The organism is Kutzneria sp. 744 (assembly GCF_000568255.1).
Classification (GTDB): Bacteria; Actinomycetota; Actinomycetes; order Mycobacteriales; family Pseudonocardiaceae; genus Kutzneria.
The window spans coordinates 2,424,546-2,447,574 of record NZ_KK037166.1 but is presented as its reverse complement, the minus strand read 5'-3'; the positions used below and the strand labels follow the sequence as shown (position 1 = coordinate 2,447,574).

5 protein-coding genes are annotated in these 23,029 nt (G+C 65.1%); all 5 read left to right on the top strand.

Annotation, left to right across the window (positions count from 1 at the left end):
- Positions 1 to 137: 137 nt before the first annotated feature.
- A complete protein-coding gene (locus tag KUTG_RS10750) occupies positions 138 to 2,438 on the top strand; it encodes a RelA/SpoT family protein (protein WP_043728913.1) in 2,301 nt (766 codons plus the stop codon).
- Positions 2,439 to 3,039: 601 nt separating this feature from the next.
- Complete coding sequence (locus KUTG_RS10745; protein ID WP_043716629.1) at positions 3,040 to 3,276, top strand: MbtH family protein; 237 nt, start codon at positions 3,040 to 3,042, stop codon at positions 3,274 to 3,276.
- 187 nt (positions 3,277 to 3,463) lie between these two features.
- Positions 3,464 to 16,537, top strand: coding sequence for a non-ribosomal peptide synthetase (locus KUTG_RS63375; RefSeq protein WP_084579150.1), 13,074 nt, complete (start codon positions 3,464 to 3,466; stop codon positions 16,535 to 16,537).
- The gene (locus tag KUTG_RS56140; RefSeq protein WP_369794631.1) at positions 16,428 to 19,544 is read left to right on the top strand and encodes a non-ribosomal peptide synthetase; all 3,117 of its coding nucleotides are present in this window, start codon (positions 16,428 to 16,430) and stop codon (positions 19,542 to 19,544) included. Before KUTG_RS63375 ends, KUTG_RS56140 begins: the two co-directional genes overlap by 110 nt.
- The coding region (locus KUTG_RS55300) for a non-ribosomal peptide synthetase (RefSeq protein WP_157495542.1) at positions 19,544 to 23,029 on the top strand (3,486 nt) is incomplete at its 3' end. The genes KUTG_RS56140 and KUTG_RS55300, both read left to right, overlap by 1 nt.

The following is a 23,029-nucleotide window of genomic DNA, read 5'->3' as shown; positions in this document are numbered from 1 at the left end:
GTGACTAGCGGAGCCGATATTCGGACCGCGTTCGTCGTGTCGAGCGGCACGCTTGTCGCGACCGGGACGTTTCCGGCTCGATACAGAGCTATCCTCGGTGCAGAAACTTTGCTACCCCGATAGCACCGGGAGTGTGGTTGAGCCAAGACGTCGAACCCGGGGCATCGCCACAGCCGGTGGCCGCTCGGCCACCCTCGGCGACGCGTAGGGTACGCGCGCGCCTGGCCCGCCGCATCACCGCCCAGCGCGCCGCACCGGTCAAGCAGGTGCTGGAGCCGTTGGCCGCGGTGCACCGCGAACTACACCCCAAGGCCGACCTGGGCCTGTTGCAGTTCGCCTACGACGTCGCCGAGGAGAAGCACCGCAGTCAGCGGCGCAAATCCGGCGACCCGTACATCACCCACCCGCTCGCGGTCGCCACCATCCTGGCCGAGCTGGGCATGGACACCACCACGCTGGTCGCCGCCCTGCTGCACGACACCGTGGAGGACACCGACTACTCGCTGGAGCTGCTCAGCGAGGACTTCGGCGACGAGGTGGCCCACCTGGTCGACGGCGTCACCAAGCTGGACAAGGTGAAGCTGGGCGCGGCGGCCGAGGCCGAGACCATCCGCAAGATGGTCATCGCCATGGCCCGCGACCCCCGCGTGCTGGTCATCAAGCTGGCCGACCGGCTGCACAACATGCGCACCATGCGCTTCCTGCCGCCGGAGAAGCAGGCCCGCAAGGCCCGCGAGACGCTGGAGGTGCTGGCCCCGCTGGCCCACCGGCTGGGCATGGCCACCGTCAAGTGGGAGCTGGAGGACCTGGCCTTCGCCATCCTGCAGCCCAAGAAGTACGACGAGATCGTGCGCCTGGTGGCCAACCGCGCGCCGTCCCGCGACACCTACCTGCGCAAGGTCGTCGACGAGCTGAACAGCCAGCTGGAGTCCTCGCGCATCGGCGCCAAGGTCGAGGGCCGGCCCAAGCACTACTACTCGATCAACCAGAAGATGATCGTCCGGGGCCGCGACTTCGACGACATCCACGACCTGGTCGGCGTCCGCATCATGGTGGACGACGTGCGCGACTGCTACGCCGCCATGGGCGTGGTGCACGCGCTGTGGCAGCCCATGCCCGGCCGGTTCAAGGACTACATCGCCCAGCCCCGGTTCGGCGTCTACCAGTCGCTGCACACCACCGTGATCGGGCCGGACGGCAAGCCGCTCGAGGTGCAGATCCGCACCCACGACATGCATCGCACCGCCGAGTACGGCATCGCCGCGCACTGGCGGTACAAGGAGACCAAGGGCACGCACAACGGCCGCGGCGTCGAGGTCGACGAGATGGCCTGGATGCGGCAGCTGCTGGACTGGCAGCGGGAGGCCGCCGACCCCGGCGAGTTCCTGGAGGCGCTGCGCTACGACCTGGCCGCCCGCGAGATCTTCGTGTTCACGCCCAAGGGCGACGTGGAGACGCTGCCGGCCGGCTCCACCCCGGTCGACTTCGCCTACGCCGTGCACACCGAGGTCGGCAACCGCTGCATCGGCGCGCGGGTGAACGGCCGGCTGGTGGCGCTGGAGCGCAAGCTGGAGAACGGCGAGGTCGTCGAGATCTTCACCTCGAAGGCCGAGGGCGCCGGTCCCAGCCGGGACTGGCTGGCCTTCGCCGCGTCGCCGCGGGCCCGGGCCAAGATCAAGCAGTGGTTCGCCAAGGAGCGCCGCGAAGAGGCGATCGAGAACGGCAAGGAGACGATCGCCAAGGAGGTGCGCCGGGTCGGGCTGCCGATCCAGCGGCTGGTCACCGCCGACTCGATGGGCGCGGTGGCCCGTGAGCTGCGGCTGGCCGACGTCAGCGCCCTGTACCGGGCCGTCGGCGAGGGGCAGGTCTCCGGCCGGCACCTCGTGCAGCGGCTGGTGGCGCTGCTCGGCGGCGTCGACCACGCCGAGGAGGAGCTGGCCGAGCGGTCCACGCCGTCCACGGCCGTCCGGCGGCGCGCGCCCGGCGACCCGGGCGTGGTCGTCAAGGACGCCAGCGACGTGTGGGTGAAGCTGGCCCGCTGCTGCACCCCGGTGCCCGGCGACGACATCCTGGGCTTCGTCACCCGCGGCGGCGGCGTGTCCGTGCACCGCACCGACTGCACCAACGCCAGCGAGCTGCTCGACTCGCCGGAGCGGCTGGTCGACGTGGAGTGGGCGCCCAACTCGTCCTCGCTGTTCCTGGTGGCCATCCAGGTCGAGGCGCTGGACCGGCACCGCCTGCTGTCCGACATCACCAAGGTGCTGGCCGACGAGAAGGTCAACATCCTGTCGGCCTCGGTGACCACGTCCAAGGACCGGGTGGCGGTCAGCCGCTTCTCGTTCGAGATGGGCGACCCCAAGCACCTCGGCCACGTGCTCAAGGTGGTCCGCAGCGTGGAGGGCGTCTACGACGTCTACCGCGTGACCTCCGCTTCCTGAGCGTCCTCGCACGCCGGCCCGCGCCGGTTCGGGTTTCGACTGTTTCGACCCGAACCGGCCGGGAAATCCGGCCGGTCCCACGGTGCGATCACGGCATCCAGGTCCCTGGGCGTGCGTTCGGGTGCTCCCGTTCGGCCAAACCGTGTATGGCTCGTTTGTTGGTTATGTCCGATGGTCGAGGCCGACCGTGCCTGATACGCCAACCGGGTGCGAGTCCCCTCAAGGGTCGGTAGACTCGCGCCCGAGGGCGATGCACGTTGGGCACGATCCTCTGCCGCGATGATCGTTGTGGCAGGGGAGCAGGGGGGAGTCTTCGCCATGTCGGGTAGTAACGCGCGCCGAAGTTCCGGCGTAGCCGGCCACGTGGTCCGTGGCCTGGCCCTGCGCATCCCGTGCCGACACCGGCGAACACCCATGTCCGCGCTCGCGTCCGATGTGACACGAGCCCCTCGGGTCCCGCGATCGAATATTCGACTCTGAGCCTGTGGCTTTGAGTTGCGGTGCCCTGGCGTGCGAATTATTCGCGCGCTTGTCGACTCGGCCCGCGGCCTTGTGTGGAAACCTCACGTCCTGGTGACGTGCTTTAAGGGAGGGATCTGTCATGACGAACCCGTTCGAAGACCCGGACGCCAGCTACCTGGTCCTCGTGAATGACGAAGGTCAACACTCGTTGTGGCCGAAATTTGTCGACGTGCCCGCCGGCTGGGAAATCGTTTTCGGCGAGGCGGGGCGTCAGGAATGCCTGGACTTCATCGAGACCTCCTGGACCGACATGCGCCCCAAGAGTCTCATCGTGGCGATGGAAACGGCCACATCCGAATCCGGTACGGCATCGTAGACGGCTCTTGATGTGACGGTCGGCGCGCGCCGGATCCCGGGACTCGTCCTTGGTTCGGGCGTGGTCGATCTGTGCGCGGCCGTGACCATCGGCTCAGCCGGGTTCTGCTGACCCGGGCAATGAATGCTCGTGGTTTCGGGATTCCGCGGTGTAAACGAGACGAATCGGGCGAGCGGGGTGCGGAGACATGTCGAATTCTCATGCTGAACATCGCGAATTGATGGCTGGCCAGCTTGGTATTTGGTATGCGGAGCAGCTCCGTCACGGTGTTTCGAGCCACAATATCGGCGAATACCTTGAGATTCGCGGCACGGTGGATCTCGATATCTTCGAAACCGCCCTTCGGTACACCGTCGACGAGGTCGAGGCGCTCTATCTCCGATTTACCGGGGATGGCGATGAACTGCGGCAGTATGTGGACAAGTCGGGCGAATGGCACTGCCGCTACGAGGACTTCACCGCCGAGGACGACCCGCAGCGGGTGGCCGAGGAGTGGATGTGGGCCGACATGCGGCGGCCGGTCGACCTCAGAAGTTGGCCGCTGTTCACGTTCGCCCTTCTGCGGGTGGGGCCGGAGCGGTTCTTCTGGTTCCAACGCTGCCACCACATCGCGGTTGACGGCCTCACCGCGCCCATCGTCGCCACCCGCATGGCCCAGGTGTATTCCGACATGGTGGAGGGCAAGCCTCCCTCGGGGCCGGCTCTGGATCCGATCTCGGTGCTGATCGATGCCGACACCTCGTACCGGAATTCGGACAAGTTCGAGCTCGATCGAGAGTTCTGGCATGATGTCCTGCGTGATCTCCCTGAATCGGGTGGCCTGAGCGACCGGGGGCAGACCCGCTCGTCTCACAGTGTCATTCAGCATCAGGAAGACATCGATCCCGATGGTTCTGCCGACATGCGAGCGGCCGCTCGACGTCTGAAGACGAGCCTGTCCGGATTCATGATCGCCGCCGCCGCGCTCTGCGTTCACCGGAGCACGGGGGCGCAGGATGTCGTGCTCGGGCTCCCGGTGCTCGGCCGGGTCGGCGCGCAACAGCGCGGCATCCCGGGAATGATGGTCAACGTCGTTCCCCTTCGCCTCGCCGTGCGACCTGAGATGTCTGTCGGCGAGCTCGTGCGACAGGTGCCCGGGTTGGTGCGCGAAGCGTTGCGCCATCAGCAGTATCGCTACGAGGACATCCGCAAGGATATGAAGCTCGTCGACGGCGGCTCGTTGTTCGACATCGTTGTCAACATCATGTCGTTCCAGTACGGGTTGCGGTTCGGCGACTGCGTCACCATTCCGCACAATCTCGCCAACGGGCCGGTCAACAACTTATCGATCTTCGCCTACGACCGATCTGAAGACGGCAGCGTCCAGATTCTGTTCCGTGCCAACGAAAACCGCCACAGCATGGAATCCGTGTCGGTGATCGCCAGCGGCTTTCAGAATCTGTTGAGGTGGATGACAACCGCCTCACCCACCGACTATGTCGGCCAGGCCGAGCTGCTGGATGAGCGTGAGCGTCAGCGGGTGGTGGTGGACTGGAATGACACCGCGCGTGAGGTTCCGGCCGTGCCGCTGCCGGAGTTGCTTGAGGCGCAGGCGGCACGGACGCCGGACGCGACCGCAGTGGTGTTCCAGCGCGAAAAGCTGACGTATGGGGAGTTGAACGCCCGGGCGAATCGGTTGGCGCGGGTGTTGATCGGGCGGGGTGTCGGCCCGGAGCGCCTGGTGGCGGTGATGTTGCCGCGGTCGGTGGAGTTGGTGGTGGCGTTGCTGGCGGTGCTGAAGGCCGGCGGCGCCTACCTGCCGATCGACCCGGCCGATCCGGCCGGGCGGATCGAGTACATGCTCCAGGACGCGAGTCCCGTGCTCGTGCTGGCCGTTGAGGACGATGTTCGTTCGCTCGCGTCGGAAGTGCCGGTGCTGGTGATCGACGGCCGGTCCGGCCGGTCCGGTGTGGACGGTGCGGATGTGTCTGATGCGCAGCGTGTCTCACCGTTGTTGCCGGAGCACCCGGCGTATGTCATCTACACCTCCGGTTCCACCGGCCGTCCCAAGGGCGCCGTCATCAGCCACCGCTCGCTGGTGAACTACGTCGTCCGGTGCTGCGAAGCGTATCCGGACCTGAGCGGGAGCACGGTTCTCCACGCGTCCATATCGTTCGACATGGGTGTGACCGGCCTCTACGGCGCTCTTCTCTGCGGTGGCTCCGTATACGTGGGCGCGCTGGACGAGGATCTCTCCGCGACGATCGGCCACGAGCGGTTGACGTTCCTGAAGGCGACGCCGAGCCACTTGCCGCTCCTGGACACCCTGCCCGGCAATTGCCTTCCCACCGGGCAGATGATGGTGGGCGGGGAAGCGATAACCCATGCCCGACTGCGGGAATGGCGTCGGATGAACCCCGGTGTCCGGGTGGTCAGCCATTACGGGCCGACCGAGGTGACGGTGGGCTGCACCGACTACCCGGTCGATGAAGGTCATGAGACGTCCAGCGGCCTGGTCCCGATCGGTCGTCCGATGTGGAACACGCAGGCGTTCGTGTTGGACGGGGCCTTGCGTCCGGTGCCGCCGGGCGTGGTGGGTGAGCTCTACATGGCCGGCGCCCAGCTGGCGCGAGGCTATCTGGGGCGTCCGGCTATGACCGGCCAGCGGTTCGTTGCCTGTCCTTTCCTTGTCGGACAAAGGATGTATCGCACTGGGGACCTGGTCCGCTGGACCGCCGAGGGCGATCTGGTGTTCGAGGGCCGGGTCGACGACCAGGTGAAGATCCGCGGGTACCGCATCGAACTGGGCGAGGTCGAATCGGTCCTGACCGCCCACGACCAGGTTGCTGAAGCGGTTGCGGTGGTGCGTGAGGATGTTTCGGGGGACAAGCGGCTCATCGCCTACGTGGTCCCGGCTGGTGTCGCGGGGGATGATCTGCCGGCTGTGGTCCGGGCGCATCTTGCGGCTCGGGTGCCGGAGTACATGGTGCCGTCGGCGGTTGTGGTGGTGGACGCGTTTCCGTTGACGGTGAACGGAAAGCTGAATCGCAAGGCCCTGCCGGCACCCGATTACAGCTTGGTGGTGTCCGATCGGGGTCCGGCGACGGTCCACGAAGAGGTCTTGTGTGGGATTTTCGCCGAGGTGTTGGGCGTGCCCCGGGTCGGAGTGGAGGACAACTTCTTTGATCTGGGCGGCCATTCGCTGCTGGCGACGCGCGTGATCGGCCGCATCCGGGCTGCGCTGGGCGTCGAAGCCAGTATCCGGACTTTGTTCGAGCACCCTACCGTCACGGGACTGGCCACCAGGTTGGGGCACTCCACGCAGGTGGAGGTGCCGGCCAACCGGATTCCCGCTGACGCCACGGTGATCACTCCGGACATGCTGTCCCTGGTGGAGTTGGACGCTGGGCAGATCGACACGGTGCTTGCTCGTGTTCCTGGTGGGGTGGCGAATCTGGCTGATGTTTATCCGTTGGCGCCGTTGCAGGAAGGCATCTTCTTCCATCACTTGATGAACGCCGGCGATGCTGGTGTGTATGTGCTGCCGGTGGTGTTGGGTTTCGAGTCTCGTGGCAAGTTGGACGGCTTTCTGACGGCGATTCAGCGGGTCATCGATCGTCATGACATTCTGCGGACCGCGGTGGTGTGGCAGGGTTTGCCGGAGCCGGTCCAGGTTGTGTGGCGACACGCTTTGCTGCCGGTGCAGGAGGTGGTCCTGGAGCCCGGTGTGGATCCGGTCGAGCAGTTGCGGGCTGTGGGCCGGCAGGCGATGGACCTCGACCAGGCTCCGTTGCTCAGGGCTCATATCGCCGCGGAACCGGGCACCGACCGGTGGCTGGTTCTGATGCGGATAAGTCACTTGGTCCAGGATCACACCGCGGTCGAGGTGATGATCAACGAGGCACACGCCTTCCTGGCCGGACAGGGCGCACAGCTGCCGGCGCCGGTGCCGTTCCGGAACTTTGTTGCTCAGGCTCGTTTTGGTGTGTCGCGGGACGAGCATGAGCGGTTCTTCACCGACTTGCTGGGTGATGTGGATGAGCCGACGGCGCCGTTCGGGATCTTGGACGTGCGCGGTGATGCTTCCACGGTCACAGAGTTCGCAACAGCGGTGGACGCGGCGTTGGCGGCTCGGGTGCGGGAGCAGGCCCGGCGGGTCGGGGTTAGTCCGGCGACGTTGTTCCATTTGGTGTGGGCGCGGGTGGTGGCGGCGACGTCGGGGCGTGAGGATGTGGTGTTCGGCACGGTGTTGTTGGGGCGTATGAATGCCGGTGTCGATGCTGAGCGGGCGTTGGGGATGTTCATCAACACGCTGCCGCTACGCGTGTCCACTGGTTCTGTTGGTGTGGTGGATGCGGTTCGGGCGATGCAGTCCCAGTTGGCTGGGGTGTTGGTGCATGAGCATGCGCCGTTGTCGTTGGCGCAGCGGGTTAGTGGGGTGCGGGCTCCGGCTCCGTTGTTCACTTCGTTGCTGAACTATCGACACAGCCCGGGTTTTGAGTGGGGGATCGATTCGAAGCCGGCTGTGAGTGTGGGGATCGAGGGTGCTGAGGTCCTGCATGTTGAGGAGCGGACGAATTATCCGTTGATGGTGGCGGTTGACGACACTGGTGTGGGGTTTGGTGTTACCGCGCAGGTGGTTGCGCCGCTTGATCCGGCTGCGGTGTGTGTGATGGTGTGCACTGCGTTGGAGAACATGGTGGCGCTATTGGAAACCGCCCCCGACACCCCGGTGCGTCACGTGCAGGTGCTGAATGCCGCTGAGCGTGACCGGGTGCTGATCGAGTGGAACGACACTGCGCGCGATGTCCCGGTCACGACGTTGCCGGAGCTGTTTCAGGCCCAGGTCGCCTGCGCCCCAGATGCGACCGCGGTGGTGTTCGAAGGCGAGAAGCTCAGCTACGGCGAGTTGAACGCTCGGGCGAATCGGTTGGCGCGGGTGTTGATCGGGCGGGGTGTTGGTCCGGAGTGCGTGGTGGGGGTGATGTTGCCGCGGTCGGTGGAGTTGGTGGTGGCGTTGCTGGCGGTGCTGAAGGCCGGCGGCGCTTATCTGCCGATCGATCCGGACTATCCGGCCGAGCGGGTCGAGTACATGCTCCAGGACGCGAGTCCCGTGCTCGTGCTGGCCGGGCGGGACGATACGTTCGGGTCGGATATGCCGGTGTTGGTGGTCGATGGCCAGTGTGGCGTTGACGACACGGATGTGTCCGATGTGGAGCGTGTGGCTCCGGTGTTGCCGGGGCATCCGGCGTATGTCATCTATACCTCTGGTTCTACCGGTCGCCCGAAGGGTGTCGTCGTCCCGCATCGCAATGTGGTCGCATTGTTCGCTGCCACGGAGGCGCGGTTCGAGTTTGGTGCGGGCGATGTGTGGACGTTGTTCCACTCGTTCGCGTTCGACTTCTCGGTGTGGGAGTTGTGGGGGGCGTTGCTGCATGGCGGGAGTCTCGTGGTGGTTCCCTTCGGGGCGACGCGGTCGCCGGTGGAGTTCTTGGAGCTGTTGGTCGATCAGCAGGTGACGGTGTTGTGTCAGACTCCGTCGGCGTTCTCCCAGTTGGTGCAGGCTGATGTGCAGAGTCCTGAGCTGGGTGACAAGTTGGCGTTGCGGTCTGTGGTGTTCGGTGGCGAGGCCTTGGACATGCGGCCGCTGCAACAGTGGTATGCCCGTCACCGCCAGGATGCTCCGGTGTTGGTGAACATGTATGGCATCACTGAGACGACGGTGCATGTCAGCTACATCGCGTTGGACGCAGATCGGGCCGAGGCCGCCGGGGGCGACAGTGTCATCGGTCGGGGTCTTCCGGGCCTGTCGGTGTTCGTGTTGGACGGGGCTTTGCGTCCGGTGGCGCCGGGTGTGGTGGGTGAGTTGTATGTGGCCGGTGCTCAGTTGGCTCGGGGGTATTTGGGTCGGCCGGGTTTGACTGGTGAGCGGTTTGTTGCGTGTCCTTTCCTTGCTGGGGAAAGGATGTATCGCACTGGGGATTTGGTGCGGTGGACGGCTCAGGGCGAGTTGGTGTTCGAGGGTCGCGCTGATGATCAGGTGAAGGTCCGCGGGTTCCGCATCGAACTGGGCGAGGTCGAGGCGGTCCTGGCCGGCCATGAGCAGGTCGCGCAGGCGGTGGCCGTGGTGCGTGAGGATGTGCCAGGGGACAAGCGGCTTATTGCTTATATGGTGCCGGCTTCGCGGTCGGGTGATGACTTGGCTGGGGAGGGTTTGCCGTCGGTGGTGCGGGCGTATCTGGCGGCTCGGGTGCCGGAGTACATGGTGCCGTCGGCGGTCGTGGTGGTGGACGCGTTCCCATTGACGGTGAACGGAAAGCTCGACCGCAAGGCTCTGCCTGCGCCCGACTACAGCCTGGTGGTGTCCGACCGGGGCCCGGCGACGGTCCACGAGGAAGTACTGTGTGGGATTTTCGCCGAGGTGTTGGGTGTGCCTCGGGTCGGGGTGGACGACAACTTCTTTGATCTGGGTGGGCATTCACTGCTGGCGACGCGGGTGATCAGTCGTATCCGTGCGATGCTGGGGGTTGAGGCGAGCATCCGGTCGTTGTTCGAGCATCCGACTGTCGCGGGGCTTTCGGGCCGGCTGGAGCAGTCCACGCAGGTTGTGGTGCCGCCCAACGGGATTCCCGCTGACGCCATGGTGATCACTCCGGACATGCTGCCGTTGGTGGAGCTGGACAGCGAGCAGATCGACACGATCCTCGCCCATGTTCCGGGCGGGGCGGGCAATCTGGCTGATGTTTATCTGTTGGCGCCGTTGCAGGAAGGCATCTTCTTCCACCACTTGATGGCTACTGGCGACGCTGGTGGCGATGTGTATGTGTTGCCGCGCGTGTTGGGTTTCGACTCCCGTGCCCGCCTGGATGGTTTCCTGGCCGCGGTTCAGCGGGTTGTCGATCGTCATGACATTCTGCGGACCGCGGTGGTGTGGCAGGGGTTGCCGGAGCCGGTCCAGGTTGTGTGGCGAGACGCGCCACTGCCTGTGCAGGAATTGGCGCTTGAGCCTGGGGTGGATCCGGTCGAGCAGTTGTCGGCTGTAGGCCGGCAGGCGATGGACCTCGGTCGGGCGCCGCTGCTGCGGGCTCACATCGCGGCGGAACCGGGCACTGGTAGGTGGCTGGTTTTGTTGCGGGTGCATCACCTGGTCCAGGATCACACCGCCGTGGAGGTGATGATCGAGGAAGCGCAGGCGTTCCTGGCCGGGCGTGGCGACCTGCTGCCGGTGCCCGTGCCGTTCCGCAATCTTGTTGCTCAGGCTCGTTTGGGTGTGTCGCGGGCGGAGCATGAGCGGTACTTCACCGAGCTGTTGGGTGATGTGGACGAGCCGACGGCGCCGTTCGGGATTCTGGATGTGCGGGGTGATGCCTCCACGGTCACTGAGGCCAGGGTGGTGGTGGACGCGGAGCTGGCGGACCGGGTGCGGGAACAGGCCCGGCGGGTTGGGGTCAGTCCGGCGACGTTGTTCCATTTGGTGTGGGCGCGAGTGGTGGCGGCGACATCGGGTCGTGACGATGTGGTGTTCGGAACAGTCCTGCTGGGGCGTATGAACGCGGGCGCTGACGCCGATCGGGCGTTGGGGATGTTCATCAACACCTTGCCGATGCGAGTGTCCACCGGCGCCGTGAGCGTCTCGGACGCGGTTCGGGCGATGCAGTCCCAGCTTGCTGCGGTGTTGATGCATGAGCACGCGCCGTTGTCGTTGGCGCAGCGGGTCAGCGGGGTGCGCGCTCCGGCCCCGGTGTTCACCTCGCTGCTCAACTATCGGCACAGCCCGGGTTTCGAGCTGGGGACCGACTCGAAGCCGGCTGTGAATGTCGAGTTCGAGGGTGCTGAGGTCCTACATGTACAGGAGCGCACGAACTATCCGTTGATGGTCGCGATTGACGACACCGGTGTTGGGTTCGGCGTCACTGCGCAGGTCGTCGCGCCGGTTGATCCGCGTGCTGTGTGCGTGATGGTGTGCACCGCGTTGGAGAACATGGTGGCGCTGTTGGACACCGCTTCCGACACTCCGGTGCATCTGGTCGACGTGGTGGGTTCCGCTGAGCGTGAGCGGGTGTTGGTCGGGTGGAATGACACGGCGCGTGAGGTTCCGGCCGTGACGTTGCCGGAGTTGTTCGAGGCGCAGGTGGCACGGACGCCGGATGCGACGGCAGTGGTGTTCGAGGGCGAGGAACTCAGCTATGGGGAGTTGAATGCCCGGGCGAACCAGTTGGCGCGGGTGCTGATCCGGTGGGGTGTTGGTCCGGAGCGCCTGGTCGGCGTGATGTTGCCGCGGTCGGTGGAGTTGGTGGTGGCGTTGCTGGCGGTGCTGAAGGCCGGTGGTGCCTACCTGCCGATCGATCCGGACTATCCGGCTGAGCGGGTCGAGTACATGCTCCAGGACGCGAGTCCCGTGCTTGTGCTGACCGGGCGGGACGGCGCTCATTCGCTCGGGTCGGATGTTCCGGTGCTGGCGATCGATGTGCAGGGCCAGTCCGGTGTGGACAGCTCGGATGTGTCCGATGTGGATCGTGTGGCTCCGCTGTTGCGGGGACATCCGGCGTATGTCATCTACACCTCTGGTTCCACCGGTCGCCCCAAGGGCGTGACCGTCCAGCATCACGGTGCCGTGAACACTCTTGCCGCAATGGCGCGGCGTTTCTCCTTTGACACAGCGGATGTGTGGACGTGGTTCCACTCGTTCGCGTTCGACTTCTCGGTGTGGGAGTTCTGGGGGGCGTTGCTGCATGGCGGGAGCCTGGTGGTGGTTCCCTTCGCGGCGACCCGGTCTCCGATCGAGTTCCTGGAGCTTCTGGTCGATCGGCGGGTGACGGTGTTGTGTCAGACTCCGTCGGCTTTCTCCCAGTTGGCCCAGGCTGACGCGCAGAATCCTGAGCTGGGCGACAAACTGGCGCTGCGCGTTGTTGTGCTCGGCGGCGAGGCGCTGGATGTGCAGCCGTTGCGGCAGTGGTATGCCCGTCATCGTGGTCACACGCCGGCGCTGCTCAACATCTATGGGCCGACCGAGACGAACATTCGCTGCACGGATCACCTGATCGACGCCGAGGATGACACCGCCGCACCGCCGCCGATCGGTTCTCCGGTCTGGAACACGCAGTTGTTCGTGTTGGACGGGGCTCTGCGTCCGGTGCCGCCGGGTGTGGTCGGTGAGCTGTACGTGGCCGGCGCGCAGTTGACACGGGGGTATCTTGGTCGCCCGGGGTTGACCGGTCAGCGGTTTGTCGCGTGTCCTTTCCTTGCGGGGCAGCGGATGTATCGCACTGGGGATTTGGTGCGGTGGACCGCTCGGGGCGAGTTGGTGTTCGAGGGCCGCATCGATGATCAGGTGAAGATCCGCGGGTTCCGGATCGAGCTGGGCGAGGTTGAGACGGTCTTGGCCACTCACTCGCAGGTGGGGCAAGCGGTGGCAGTGGTGCGTGAGGATGTGCCGGGGGACAAGCGCCTCATCGCGTATGTGGTCCCGGCGTCGCAGGCCGGTAGCGACTCGGGTGAAACGGCCAACGGTGTCGGGGATGATCTGCCGGCGGTGGTGCGGGCCTATCTGGCCGCCCGGGTGCCGGAGTACATGGTGCCGTCGGCGATCGTGGTGCTTGATGAGTTCCCGTTGACGGTGAACGGGAAGCTCGACCGTAGGGCCTTGCCCGCGCCCGACTACAGCCTGGCGATGTCCGATCGAGGCCCGGCCACAGTCCATGAAGAGGTCCTGTGCGGTATTTTCGCCGAGGTGTTGGGCGTGCCCCGGGTCGGCGTGGATGACAACTTCTTCGACTTGGGCGGGCATTCGCTGCTGGCGACGCGCATGGTCAGCCGTATTCGTGCGGTGATGGGCGTCGAGACGAGCATCCGATCGTTGTTCGAGCATCCCACTGTCGCAGGACTTTCCAGCCAGCTGATCGGTGCTGGTGTTGGCCGGCCAGTGTTGGTGGCGGGTGTGCGTCCGGTGGTGGTGCCGGTGTCGTTTGCGCAGCGGCGGTTGTGGTTCTTGGAGCAGTTGGATGGTTTGGCTGGGGTGTACAACATTCCGGCGGTGTTGCGTCTGACTGGAGTCCTTGACTACGAGGCTTTGCAGCTGGCGTTGCGGGATGTGGTGGGTCGGCATGAGAGCCTGCGCACGGTGTTCCCCGCCATTGACGGGCAGCCGAGCCAACACATCTTGCCGATTGAGCAGGTTGTGGTGGACCTGCCGGTGGTGGCGGCCACTGAGGCCGAACTGCCGGCTTTGATCGCTGGCTGTGCCGGGGCCGGGTTTGATCTGTCGTGTGAGATTCCGTTGCGTGTGACCGTGTTCGCCGTCGGTCAGGACGAGCATGTGTTGGTGTTGGTGTTGCATCACATTGCCGGTGACGGGTGGTCGATGGCGCCGTTGGCGCGGGGTATCTCCACCGCGTATGCGGCGCGGGTGTCGGGGCGGGCGCCGGAGTGGGTTCCGTTGCCGGTGCAGTACGCGGATTACACGGTGTGGCAGCGCGAACTGCTCGGTGGCGAGGATGATCCGACCAGTGTTGTGAGCGACCAGATCTCGTACTGGCGGCGGGCTTTGGCTGGGGCGCCTGAGGAGTTGGCGTTGCCGGTGGATCGGCCGCGTCCAGTGGTGACCAGCCATCGCGGTGGCAATGTCGAGATCCGCATCCCGGCCGGGATGCATGAGCGCCTGGTCGAGACGACCCGCACGCACGGAGTGACGCCGTTCATGGTGTTGCAGGCTGGTGTGGCGGTCCTGCTGTCTCGCCTAGGTGCCGGTGTCGATATTCCGATTGGGTCGCCCATAGCGGGGCGTACCGATGAGGCTCTGGATGAGTTGGTCGGGTTCTTCGTCAACACCCTGGTGTTGCGGACTGATTTGTCGGGTGATCCATCGTTCAGCGAGGTCCTCGACCGGGTGCGTGAGTCAGGGCTGGGTGCGTTTGCGCATCAGGATGTGCCGTTCGAGCGGTTGGTGGAGGAGCTGTCGCCGGCGAGGTCGATGGCGCGTCATCCGTTGTTCCAGGTGATGTTGACGGTGAACAACACTGCTACCCCTGTGCTGGATCTGCCGGGGTTGGCTGTCGCGAGGCAGTCGGTGGGGCAGTTGCCGGCGAAGTTCGATCTGGACTTCTCGCTGGTCGAGGCCTTCACGGACGGGCGGCCGGCGGGTGTCGGTGGTGTGTTGACGTATGCCACCGACCTGTTTGATCTGGGCACTGCGCGGTTGCTGGTAGAGCGGTTCGTGCGGGTCCTAGACATGGTGACCGCCGCCCCGGACACCCTCGTGCACAACGTCGAGGTGATGGATCTCGTCGAGCGTGAGCGGGTGGTGGTGGAGTGGAATGACACCGCGCGTGAGGTTCCGGTCGCGACGCTGCCGGAGTTGTTCGAAGCGCAGGCGGCCCAGACCCCGAACGCGACCGCGGTGGTGTTCGAGGGCGAGAAGCTCACCTACAGCGAGTTGAATGCCCGGGCGAACCAGTTAGCTTGGGTGCTGGTCGGGCGGGGTGTCGGCCCGGAGCGCCTGGTGGCGGTGATGTTGCCGCGGTCGGTGGAGTTGGTGGTGGCGTTTTTGGCGGTAGTCAAGGCCGGTGGCGCTTATCTGCCGATCGATCCGGATTATCCCGCCGAGCGGGTCGAGTACATGCTCGACGACGCGAGTCCCATGCTTGTGCTGGCCGGGCCGGACGGCGCTCATACGCTCGGGTCGGATGTGCCCGTGCTGGTGATCGACGGCAGGGGAAATCAGTCCAGTGTGGACAGCAGCGACGTGTCTGATGCGGAACGGATCGACTGGTTGTCGCCAGAGCATCCGGCATATGTCATCTACACCTCTGGTTCCACCGGTCGTCCCAAGGGCGTCACCATCCCACACCTCGGTGCCGTGAACTCCGTCGCCGCAATGGCCCGACGTTTCCCCTTTGACACAGAGGATGTGTGGACGTGGTTCCACTCGTCCTCATTCGACTTCTCGGTGTGGGAGTTGTGGGGCGCCCTTCTGCATGGCGGCAGCCTGGTGGTGGTTCCCTTCACGGCGACCAGGTCCCCGGCCGAGTTCCTGGAGCTTCTGGTCGATCAGCAGGTGACGGTGCTGTGCCAGACCCCGTCGGCGTTCTCCCAGCTGGCCCAGGCTGATGCGCAGAATCCTGAGCTGGGCGACAAGTTGGCGCTGCGGTCGGTGGTGCTCGGTGGCGAAGCCCTGGACATGCAACCGCTCCAACAGTGGTACGCCCGCCACCCCCAGGACGTACTGGTGCTGGCCAATCATTACGGGCCGACCGAGGCGTCGGTGGGGTGCACCGACTACCTGGTCGATCCGGATCATGAGACGCCCGGCGGCCCGGTCCCGATCGGTTCTCCGGTGTGGAACACGCAGGTGTTCGTGCTGGACGGGGGGCTGCGTCCGGTGGCGCCGGGTGTGGTGGGTGAGTTGTATGTGGCCGGTGCTCAGTTGGCTCGGGGGTATTTGGGTCGTCCGGGTTTGACTGGTGAGCGGTTTGTTGCGTGTCCTTTCCTTGTGGGGCAGCGGATGTATCGCACTGGGGATTTGGTGCGGTGGACCGCTCAGGGCGAGTTGGTGTTCGAAGGCCGCGCTGATGATCAGGTGAAGGTCCGCGGGTTCCGGATCGAGTTGGGCGAGGTCGAGGCGGTCCTGGCCGGCCATGAGCAGGTCGCGCAGGCGGTGGCCGTGGTGCGTGAGGATGTGCCAGGGGACAAGCGGCTTATTGCTTATATGGTGCCGGCTTCGCGGTCGGGTGATGACTTGGCTGGGGAGGGTTTGCCGTCGGTGGTGCGGGCGTATCTGGCGGCTCGGGTGCCGGAGTACATGGTGCCGTCGGCGGTTGTGGTGTTGGACGCGTTTCCGTTGACGGTGAACGGGAAGCTGGACCGCAAGGCTCTGCCCGCGCCTGACTACAGCTTGGTGGTGTCCGGCCGTGGTCCGGCGACGGTGCAGGAGGAAGTCTTGTGCGGGATTTTCGCCGAGGTGCTGGGCGTGCCCCGGGTCGGGGTGGATGACAACTTCTTTGACCTGGGTGGGCATTCGCTGCTGGCGACGCGGGTGATCAGTCGGATTCGGGCTGCGCTGGGGGTCGAGGCGAGTATTCGGTCGTTGTTCGAGCATCCCACTGTCGCAGGACTGGCCACCAGGTTGGGGCACTGGTGTTGGTCGGCCGGCGTTGGTGGCGGGTGTGCGTCCGGCGGTGGTGCCGGTGTCGTTTGCGCAGCAGCGGTTGTGGTTCTTGGAGCAGTTGGATGGTTTGGCCGGTGTGTACAACATTCCGGCGGTGTTGCGTATGACCGGTGTCCTTGATCACGAGGCGTTGCAGGTGGCGTTGCGGGATGTGGTGGGCCGGCATGAGAGCCTGCGCACTGTTTTCCCGGCCGTTGACGGGCAGCCGAGCCAGCACATCCTGCCGATTGAGCAGGTGGTGATGGACCTGCCGGTGGTGACGGCGGACGAGGCCGAACTGCCGGCTTTGATCGCCGGCCGTGCCGGGGCTGGGTTTGATCTGTCGCGTGAGATTCCGTTGCGTGTGTCCGTGTTCGCCGTCGCGCCGGACGAACACGTGTTGGTGTTGGTGCTGCATCACATCGCCGGTGATGGTTGGTCGATGGCGCCGCTGGCCCGGGATATCTCCACCGCGTATGCCGCGCGGGTGTCGGGGCTGGAACCTGCTTGGGGTGCATTGCCGGTGCAGTACGCGGATTACACGGTGTGGCAGCGTGAACTGCTCGGTGATGAGCATGATCCGGACAGTGCGTTCAGCAAGCAGATCGCGTACTGGCGGCAGGCCTTGGCCGGGTTGCCCGAGGAACTGGCGCTACCGGTGGACCGGGCACGCCCGGCGGTGACCAGTCACCGGGGCGACACTGTCGAGATTCAGCTCCCGGCCGGGATGCACGAGCGCCTGGTCGAGACGGCCCGGACGCATGGGGTCACGCCGTTCATGGTGTTGCAGGCCGGCATGGCAGTCCTGCTGTCGAGGCTGGGCGCCGGTGTCGATATTCCGATCGGGTCGCCGGTCGCGGGACGCACCGATGAGGCCCTGGACGAGTTGGTCGGGTTTTTCATCAATACCCTGGTGCTGCGCACTGATCTGTCGGGTGATCCGTCGTTCGGCGAGGTCCTCGATCGGGTCCGTGAAGCGGGGCTGGGTGCGTTCGCGCATCAGGATGTGCCGTTCGAACGGCTGGTGGAAGAGCTGGCGCCGGCCCGGTCCATGGCGCGCCATCCCCTGTTCCAGGTCGTGCTGACGGTGAACAACACTGCTACCCCCGTGTTGGATCTGCCAGGGTTGAGTGTTGACGCGGAGCCGCCGGGGCAGGTGCCGGCGAAGTTCGATCTGGAATTCTCGCTGGTCGAGGCCTTCTCCGATGGGCGCCCTGCGGGTATCGGGGGCGTGCTGGCCTACTCAACCGACCTGTTCGAGCGGGACACGGCGCTGATGTTGGTGCAGCGGTTTGCGCGGGTCCTGGAGGCGGTGACGGCCGATCCGCAGGTTCGGGTGCATCGCGTCGAGGTGATGGATTCCGCTGAGCGTGAGCGGGTGGTGGTGGAGTGGAATGACACCGCGCGTGAGGTTCCGGTCGCGACGTTGCCGGAGATGTTCGAGGCACAGGCGGCAAGAACCCCGAGTGCGACCGCGGTGATGTTCCGGGGCGAAGAGCTCAGCTACGGGGAGTTGAACGCTCGGGCGAATCAGTTGGCGCGGGTGTTGGTCCGGCAGGGTGTTGGCCCGGAGCGTGTGGTGGGGGTGATGTTGCCGCGGTCGGTGGAGTTGGTGGTGGCGTTGCTGGCGGTGCTGAAGGCCGGCGGTGCTTATTTGCCGTTGGATCCGTCGTATCCGGCTGACTGGCTGCGGTTCATGGTCGAGGATCTCGACCCGGTGTTGACGTTGACGGAGTTGCCGGCCGGGCTGGACGCGGAGGACTCCGAGAACCTGGCTGGCTCGTTGCTGCCGGGTAATGCGGCGTTTGTGATTTTCACGTCGGGGTCGACGGGTAAGCCCAAGGGTGTTGTTGTTCAGCATGACTCGTTGAATCAGTATTTGTCGTGGACGCATTCTGCTTATCCGGGTGTGGGTGGTCGGTCGTTGGTGCATTCGTCGGTGTCTTTTGACCTGACGGTGACGGGTTTGTTTGCGACGTTGACTGCTGGTGGTTGTGTGCAGTTGGCTGATCTGGATGGCAAGGCTGATGCTTCGGCGATTGCGGAGCGTCCGACGTTTGTGAAGGGCACGCCCAGTCATTTGCCGCTGCTGGTGAATCTTCCCGATGATTTTTCGCCTACCGAGCAGTTAGTGTTGGGCGGGGAGTCGTTGATGGGGGAGGTGCTGGATCAGTGGCGGTCGCGGTTCCCGGATGTCACTGTGGTGAATGAGTACGGTCCGACCGAGACCACGGTGGGTTGTACTGAGTATCGGATTGAGCCCGGTGATCGTGTACAGGAGGGTGTTGTCACGATCGGCAAGCCGATCTGGAACACGCGGATGTATGTGTTGGATGGGGCTTTGCGTCCGGTTCCGCCGGGTGCGCAGGGCGAGGTGTACATCGCCGGTGACTTGGTCACTCGTGGTTACCATAATCGGCGTGGTCTGACCGCGGGCAAGTATGTGGCGGATCCGTTCGGTCCTGCCGGTAGCCGTATGTATCGGTCGGGTGACCTGGGGCGTTGGCGTGCGGACGGGAACCTGGAGTTCATTGCTCGGGTGGATCATCAGGTGAAGATCCGCGGGTTCCGGATCGAGTTGGGCGAGGTCGAGGCTGTCCTGTCGGCCCATGAGCAGGTCGCGCAAGCGGTTGCGGTGGTGCGCGAGGATGTTCCGGGGGACAAGCGGCTTATCGCCTACGTGGTCCCGGTTTCGCAGGCTGGTGAAGGCTTGGCCGGCGATGGGTTGCGGGCGCACTTGGCTGCACGACTGCCGGAGTACATGGTGCCCACGGCGGTCGTGGTGCTCGATGGGTTCCCGTTGACGGTGAACGGAAAGCTGGACCGTAAGGCGCTGCCGGCGCCCGACTACAGCGCGGCGGTGTCCGACAGCCGCCCGGCGACGCCTCGCGAAGAGGTTTTGTGCGGGATCTTCGCCGAAGTGTTGGGTGTGCCTCGCGTCGGGGTGGGCGACAATCTGTTTGACCTGGGTGGGCATTCGCTGATGGCGACGCGGGTGATCAGCCGCATCCGCGCGGCGTTGGGTGTTGAGGTCAGTATTCGGACCTTGTTCGAAAACCCCACCGTCGAGGGACTGGCGAACAGCTTGGATACCACAAAGAAAGTCAGGCCCGCGCTGCGGCCGCGCACTAGGCAGGAGAATTTCTGATGATTCCGGTGTCGTTTGCGCAGCAGCGGTTGTGGTTCCTGGAGCAGTTGGACGGCTCGGCCGGTGTGTACAACATTCCGGCGGTGCTGCGCGTGACCGGCGCCCTTGACCACGAGGCGCTCCGGCTGGCGTTGCGGGATGTGGTGGATCGGCACGAAAGCCTGCGCACGGTGTTCCCCGCCGTCGACGGTCAGCCTAGCCAACAGATTTTGCCGATCGACCAGGTTGTGGTCGACCCGCAGATAGCGACGGCCACGGAAGCCGAGCTGCCGGGTTTGATCGCTCGGCAGGTGGGTGCGGGGTTTGATCTGTCGCGCGAGATTCCGTTGCGTGTGACCGCGTTCGCCGTTGGTCCCGGTGTGCACGTGTTGGTGTTGGTGCTGCATCACATTGCCGGTGATGGCTGGTCGATGGCGCCGTTGGCGCGGGATATCTCCACCGCGTATGCCGCACGGGTATCGGGGCGGGCGCCGGCGTGGGTTCCACTGCCGGTGCAGTACGCCGACTACACGTTGTGGCAGCGCGAACTGCTCGGTGGCGAGGATGATCCGAACAGCGTCCTGAGCGAGCAGATCTCGTACTGGCGGCAGACTTTGACCGGCCTGCCCGAAGAGTTGGCATTGCCGGTGGACCGGGCTCGTCCGGCGGTGGCCAGCCACCGTGGAGACAGCGTCGGAGTCCATGTTCCGGCTGAGGTGCATGAGCGCTTGGTCGAGGTGGCCCGCGCACGCGGGGTGACGCCGTTCATGGTGTTGCAGGCTGGTGTGGCGGTGCTGTTGTCCCGGTTGGGTGCGGGTGTTGATATTCCGATTGGGTCGCCGATCGCGGGACGTACCGATGAGGCTCTGGACGAGTTGGTCGGGTTTTTCATCAACACCCTGGTGCTGCGCACTGATCTGTCGGGTGATCCGTCGTTTGGCGAGGTCCTGGATCGGGTGCGTGAGGCGGGCCTGGGTGCGTTCGCGCATCAGGATGTGCCGTTCGAACGACTGGTGGAGGAGCTGTCGCCGGCGAGGTCGATGACGCGCCATCCGTTGTTCCAGGTGATGTTGACGGTGAACAACACCGCGACCCCAGTGCTGGATCTACCGGGCTTGGTCATTGGTGCGGAGCCGATGGGGCAGGTGCCGGCGAAGTTCGATCTGGACTTCTCGCTGATCGAGGCCTTCACGGACGGGCGGCCGGCGGGTGTCGGTGGTGTGTTGATGTATTCCACCGATCTGTTCGACCGGGGCACGGCACGGTTGCTGGTGGAGCGGTTCGTGCGGGTTCTGGAGGCGGTGACGGCCGCACCGGACGCCCCTGTGCATCAGGTCGAGGTGATGGATTCCGCTGAGCGTGAGCGGGTGGTGGTGGAGTGGAATGACACGGCGCGTGAGGTTCCGGTCGCGACGTTGCCGGAGTTGTTCGAGGCGCAGGTCGCGCGGACGCCGGACGCGACCGCAGTGGCGTTCGAGGACGAGCAACTGAGTTATGAGGAGTTGAACGCTCGGGCGAATCAGTTGGCTCGGTTGCTGATCCGGCAGGGTGTTGGCCCGGAGCGTGTGGTGGGGGTGATGTTGCCGCGGTCGGTGGAGTTGGTGGTGGCGTTGCTGGCGGTGCTGAAGGCCGGCGGTGCTTATTTGCCGTTGGATCCGTCGTATCCGGCTGACTGGCTGCGGTTCATGGTCGAGGATCTCGACCCGGTGTTGACGTTGACGGAGTTGCCGGCCGGGCTGGACGCGGAGGACTCCGAGAACCTGGCCAGCTCCCTGCTCCCTGGCAATGCGGCGTTTGTGATTTTCACGTCGGGGTCGACGGGTAAGCCCAAGGGTGTTGTTGTTCAGCATGATTCGCTGAATCAGTATTTGTCGTGGACGCATTCCGCGTATCCTGGTGTGGGCGGCCGGTCGTTGGTGCATTCGTCGGTGTCTTTCGACCTGACGGTGACGGGCTTGTTCGCGACGTTGACTGCTGGTGGTTGTGTGCAGTTGGCTGATCTGGATGGCAAGGCTGATGCTTCGGCGATTGCGGAGCGTCCGACGTTCGCCAAGGGCACGCCCAGCCACTTGCCGCTGCTGCTCGCTCTGTCTGATGATTTTTCGCCCAGTGAGCAGCTTGTGCTGGGTGGGGAGTCGTTGATGGGGGAGGTGTTGGATCAGTGGCGGTCGCGGTTCCCGGATGTCACTGTGGTGAATGAGTACGGTCCGACCGAGACGACAGTCGGTTGCACCGAGTATCGGATCGAGCCTGGCGATCGTGTGCAGGAGGGTGTTGTCACGATCGGCAAGCCGATCTGGAACACGCGGATGTATGTGTTGGATGGGGCTTTGCGTCCGGTTCCGCCGGGTGCGCAGGGCGAGGTGTACATCGCCGGTGACTTGGTCACTCGTGGTTACCATAATCGGCGTGGTTTGACGGCCGGCAAGTATGTGGCGGATCCGTTCGGTCCTGCCGGTAGCCGTATGTATCGGTCGGGCGACCTGGGGCGTTGGCGTGCGGACGGGAACCTGGAGTTCATTGCTCGGGTGGATCATCAGGTGAAGATCCGCGGGTTCCGGATCGAGTTGGGCGAGGTCGAGGCTGTCCTGTCGGCCCATGAGCAGGTCGCGCAAGCGGTTGCGGTGGTGCGCGAGGACGTCCCAGGCGACAAGCGACTCATCGCGTATGTAGTCCCGACTTCTCGGCCCGGCGGTGACTCGACTGAAACGGCCAACAGGGATGATCTGCCCGGGCTGGTGCGGGCGCATCTGGCTGCGCGGCTGCCGGAGTACATGGTGCCGTCGGCGGTGGTGGTGCTCGATGGGTTCCCGTTGACGGTGAACGGCAAGCTGGACCGCAAGGCCCTGCCGGCGCCCGACTACGGCGCAGTGGTGTCCGGCCGGGGCCCGGCGACGGTCCACGAGGAAGTCTTGTGCGGGATTTTCGCCGAGGTGCTTGGTGTGCCCCGGGTCGGGGTGGATGACAACTTCTTCGACCTGGGTGGGCATTCGCTGCTGGCGACGCGTGCGATCAGCCGCATCCGCTCGGTGTTGGGGGTTGAGGCCAGTATCCGGGTTCTGTTCGAATACCCTACTGTCGCAGGACTTTCCAGCCAGCTGATCGGTGCTGGTGTTGGTCGGCCGGCGTTGGTGGCGGGTGTGCGTCCGGCGGTGGTGCCGGTGTCGTTTGCGCAGCAGCGGTTGTGGTTCTTGGAGCAGCTGGACGGCTCGGCTGGGGTGTACAACATTCCTGCGGTGCTGCGGCTGACCGGTGTCCTTGACCACTCGGCATTGCAGCTGGCGTTGCGGGATGTTGTGGGGCGGCATGAAAGCCTGCGCACGGTGTTCTCCGCTGTTGACGGGCAGCCCTGCCAACAGATTCTGTCGATCGAGCAGGTGGTGCTGGACTTGCCGCTCGTGTCGGCTGATGAGGCCGAACTGCCGGCTTTGATCGCCGACCGTGCCGGGGCTGGGTTTGATCTGTCGCGTGAGATTCCGTTGCGTGTGACTGTGTTCGCCGTTGGT

What these genes read in the sequence shown, in the direction of transcription:
- KUTG_RS63375 (WP_084579150.1), top strand. Translation starts at nt 3,464, where the DNA reads ATGTCGAATTCTCATGCTGAACATCGCGAATTGATGGCTGGCCAGCTT.
- KUTG_RS10745 (WP_043716629.1), top strand. Translation starts at nt 3,040, where the DNA reads ATGACGAACCCGTTCGAAGACCCGGACGCCAGCTACCTGGTCCTCGTG.